Raw genomic sequence first — 3,818 nt, 5'->3', positions numbered from 1 at the left:
TGGTGCATGATCTATCGTAGCCTTGACGGATAACTGAATACTACCAAATTGGCTCGGAATTATTCAGAGGTTCCCTAGTTTCTTCTCCTTATGGACTCTCACCACCCACAGGATCTATAGGTTACTCTGAATATCTTAGAACTAAATTGATATTCGGGTTAGGGCCACTCATAGTCGCAATAACGATGGTGTTAATTATTTTTTCTCAAGGGCGCTCTAACAATAAAATCCATCCGACGCCAAACTGAGGCGCGGCTGATTAAAGACGTTATATTTTAAAGTGATGAATTTGAATACCTTGATTAATATTGATGAACTAAGAGATTATATTCAAAGTGATATTGCACTTAAGTGGGTGAAGTCTCTAATTTCACGGTATTCAGAAACGCCTGAAAGCTTAGACTTCATCACGCTTAAAAAAGGAATAACAAAGGAAGTCTTGGATGAACTACTTCCTTTAAGTAAATATGCCCAATCTTATTACAACGACCCCAAAGTATTCTTGAAATTCTATCCGGGATCTACAACATCATACGATGCTGATTTCATTGATTCAGAAGGAAAGTTGCTAGAAAGAAAAGAAGTAACCGTAGCAATTGATGGGCAACAATCAACGATTCAGGCAGAGTCCATTGTTGAATTCGGTCACTCCCCTATTTATCACACACCTGAGTATTGTGGCAATGTGAAAAATAGAACAATTAATGAGACGGATGGTGATATTGTTGGAACAGATTCAATAATTGATTTGCAGTCTGAGCGCATACAAAGGGCTTACCGGAAGAAACATGAAAATTTACATAAGTACCCCAATACAACATTATTGATTGGTGCTGATATTCCTCTTTTTATGGAATGGGAGTATCAAGCGATAATCGACAAGTTTGAAGTTTTAGAAGATACTTTTAATAGCATTAAATGTGTGAACATTTCTAGCAATCACTGCTGGATTTTAAAATTAATATAACAAAGCCCGCCAGCAGGGACGCATTCTGTGCCCCTACTGGCAGGCATTATGCAACCTACACACCATAAACGGAATAGTTTCAGATAAAGTGGTACCGCAACTAATTCGAAACCGAACCATTGAAGTACTTGGCCTATTTGCTGATGAAGGTTGCCACCTCAAAGCCTTATCAAATATAGAGTTCGGGGGGGGGATTGGGTGTCTCTCGAATTAATCGAATCATTTACTCTGCCAGTGTTCACTAGAAATAAGGGTTCCGAGATAAGGCGTGTTAATCTTGCTTGGGATCAAGTATCCATAGATTCCAGGCAGGTGTGGAAGAGTCTTTCTAAATCAGCTAGGCAGGTACTCAATGTTTTTATGCTTGTGGGCTACTTCCAGAGGACACAAAAATTGCATAACAAAGCTGCAAACCCACCTCAAATTACTACGCGGTTTTATGCAATACGCTACGCGCACTTTTGCACAAAATTGCTCCGTAATTTGGGCAGGTTACAGCTGCTTTATACATAAAGCCCAAATGAATATTATCTACTCAAAATTGACAGAGCTGATTGGCTTAAATGAAGGAATAGTGTGGGACAAAAGCTCGCATCATGACTCTCACTTTTGTTTACAATTTTATATGCATAACCCTAAAACCAAATTACTGGCTCATTATGTAGCGAAAGCTTCAAATACCCTATTAAATGTTTATGCTAAAAAGCTACTAGGAGTAGTTTGATGGCGAGAATAACTTTGATAGTGAGCTTATCCATGAGTACAAGTCTGATTCAGGTGATGATACTCTGGATAAAGCGTGTTGACTAGATGCACATTTTACCTAGGCTATGTATAAAGCTGGTATTATCAGATCAAAAATGGAGTAAGAGTTTTATGGTGTGTTTGGTGCGGCAAGTAGAAATGCACAACAAGCGCATGTTGTTCGCCGCTATCGCGGCTGGAGGGCTTACTCTATGCTCCAGCCGCCGCAAATGCGAACGTTAAATGACTTTTATGTTGAAGTCTGTTTTCAAAGTAAGTTTTACTGCTGTTTTCTTCGCCTCGCTAGGATTGAATGTTGCATTCGTTGTAGATGGAACTCTCGCAAAGTCTCTATATGAACGGCCTGTGTGGAGTAAAGAGGAACAGATGGTGTTAAAGAGCCTATACGGATAACGATCATGTTTCGTCCAAGGCAATCAACTTTGCTCCGGCCGGTTATTGCGGGCGTTATAGGGAAAGGATGATCGGTTAACAGTCCCAAATGGATATTAAAAATCCAAATTAAAATGGGCTTGAAACGTTATATCAGGAAATTACGCATCAACGGTGATAACTTCACCCGTAATAAACCCGTCAACAGAGCGCGCAAAAGCCTTGCCCACCATAAGTCCTGGAACGGGATGAAAACCTGACATCATCTCACCATATACATCCCACGCTTCTTCAATTACAGTTGGATTAATCGAATTTATGCGGATTCCTCTTGGGAGTTCATAGGCCACACATTTAACAAAGGTATCAATTGCTCCGCTTGTAGTTGCATCAGCAATGGCCATAGGAATTGCTTTTGAGCTAAGGATGCCAGTAATCAGAGAAAATGAGCCACCATCGTTGATATACTTCTGGCCAATACGAACCAAATTTATCTGCCCCATCATTTTGCTGAGTATGGTTGTCATCCATTGATTCTCGCTCATATCGACAAAATCAGCATATTCACATAAGCCTACGGTGTTGGCAACGGCGTCAAACGAGCCAACACTCTCGAAGAGCTGCTTGATGGAAGCCTCGCTACCAATGTCTACTTGATAATCGCACCCCCTGCCTGAATAGCTGGCTGTGACCACTTCATGATGCTCCAATCCACTTAATGCGGCTTGGCCAATTTTTCCCGATGCTCCAATTAAAATAATTTTTTTCATACCGACCTCTTCAGTAGAAGTTGTTTTGTTACTTGAGTAGCTATGGTAGTTAACTAGTAATACAATGAGAAACAGTTGCACCCTGTAAGAGATACAATTATGAAAGATATTGATCGGCTGGAGATTAAACAGCTAAAAATATTTCAAGCTCTACTTAGGGAGAGAAATGTCTCTCGCGTTGCTCAACAAGTTGGGTTAACACAGCAAGCTGTCAGCGGTCAACTCAGTAAGCTAAGAGAGATCTTTGATGACCGATTATTCGTTAGGAAGAGTAACGGCTTAGTATCTACGCCTTATGCCGAAAATTTAGGTGAGAAGGTCGATCAGCTTCTGCAAGGGTTTGATCAATTGTTAAAGCCAGATTCATTTGTACCTGAGCTTGTAGAGGGCACTTATGTTATTGCTTCTACTGACTATGCGCAGCAAGTGGTATTACCTGAAGTTATCGCTAAAATTCGACAGCAAGCTCCAAACCTAAAAATTATTATTCAAGATTTAGATGTTGACAACTTAAGTAGTTCACTTACAGCGGGTAAAATAAATTTGGTGATAGCATTTCCAGATTTTGTCCCTGATAACTACCCTTATAAGACCCTGTTTTCTGAATATCATATTTGTGTTGCTGCTAAGGGCTCCCCGCTAGCCAAGAAGAAGCTACGTATCCACGATATAGCTGATTATCCTCAGATAATCGCCTCACCTTCTAGGCCTAATTTTCGGGGATCTATAGATACCTGGTTTGAAGAGCATGGTTTAAGGAGAAATACTGTAATTTCTGCCCCCTGTTTCTCTATAGTTCCCCTTTATCTGGAAACAACGGAAACAATTGCTTTTCTGCCATCCAGATTACTTAAAGGCACTAATTTAATCCTAGATTCCCATAACAACCGACACACTTGGCAATAGCGAGAGAGGTCAGCTGGCTGTAGGCTAGTAAGCTTCCA

Annotated in this window: 3 protein-coding genes; 2 read left to right on the top strand and 1 reads right to left on the bottom strand. The window is 40.5% G+C overall.

Translation table 11 applies throughout. The features are described 5' to 3' along the window. The first annotated feature begins 289 nt into the window (after positions 1 to 289). A complete protein-coding gene (locus Q1A69_RS19795; protein ID WP_299589551.1) occupies positions 290 to 967 on the top strand; it encodes a hypothetical protein in 678 nt (225 codons plus the stop codon). Between the two features lie 1,298 nt (positions 968 to 2,265). Here the strand turns inward: Q1A69_RS19795 and Q1A69_RS19790 are convergent. Then, entirely contained in the window at positions 2,266 to 2,874 is a 609-nt protein-coding gene (locus Q1A69_RS19790) for a short chain dehydrogenase (protein ID WP_299589548.1), read from the bottom strand. 99 nt (positions 2,875 to 2,973) lie between these two features. Between Q1A69_RS19790 and Q1A69_RS19785 the strand changes: the two genes are divergently transcribed. Beyond that, complete coding sequence (locus tag Q1A69_RS19785) at positions 2,974 to 3,780, top strand: LysR family transcriptional regulator (RefSeq protein WP_299589545.1); 807 nt, start codon at positions 2,974 to 2,976, stop codon at positions 3,778 to 3,780. The last annotated feature ends 38 nt before the right edge of the window (positions 3,781 to 3,818 follow it).

This window comes from uncultured Microbulbifer sp., from assembly GCF_947498635.1.
In the GTDB taxonomy this organism is placed as follows: Bacteria; Pseudomonadota; Gammaproteobacteria; order Pseudomonadales; family Cellvibrionaceae; genus Microbulbifer; species Microbulbifer echini.
Note: the sequence above shows the minus strand (reverse complement) of the source record. Positions and strands in the feature narration are given on the sequence as shown.

Coding starts and splice junctions, on each gene's coding strand:
- Q1A69_RS19785 (WP_299589545.1), top strand. CDS start 2,974: ATGAAAGATATTGATCGGCTGGAGATTAAACAGCTAAAAATATTTCAA.
- Q1A69_RS19790 (WP_299589548.1), bottom strand. CDS start 2,874: ATGAAAAAAATTATTTTAATTGGAGCATCGGGAAAAATTGGCCAAGCC.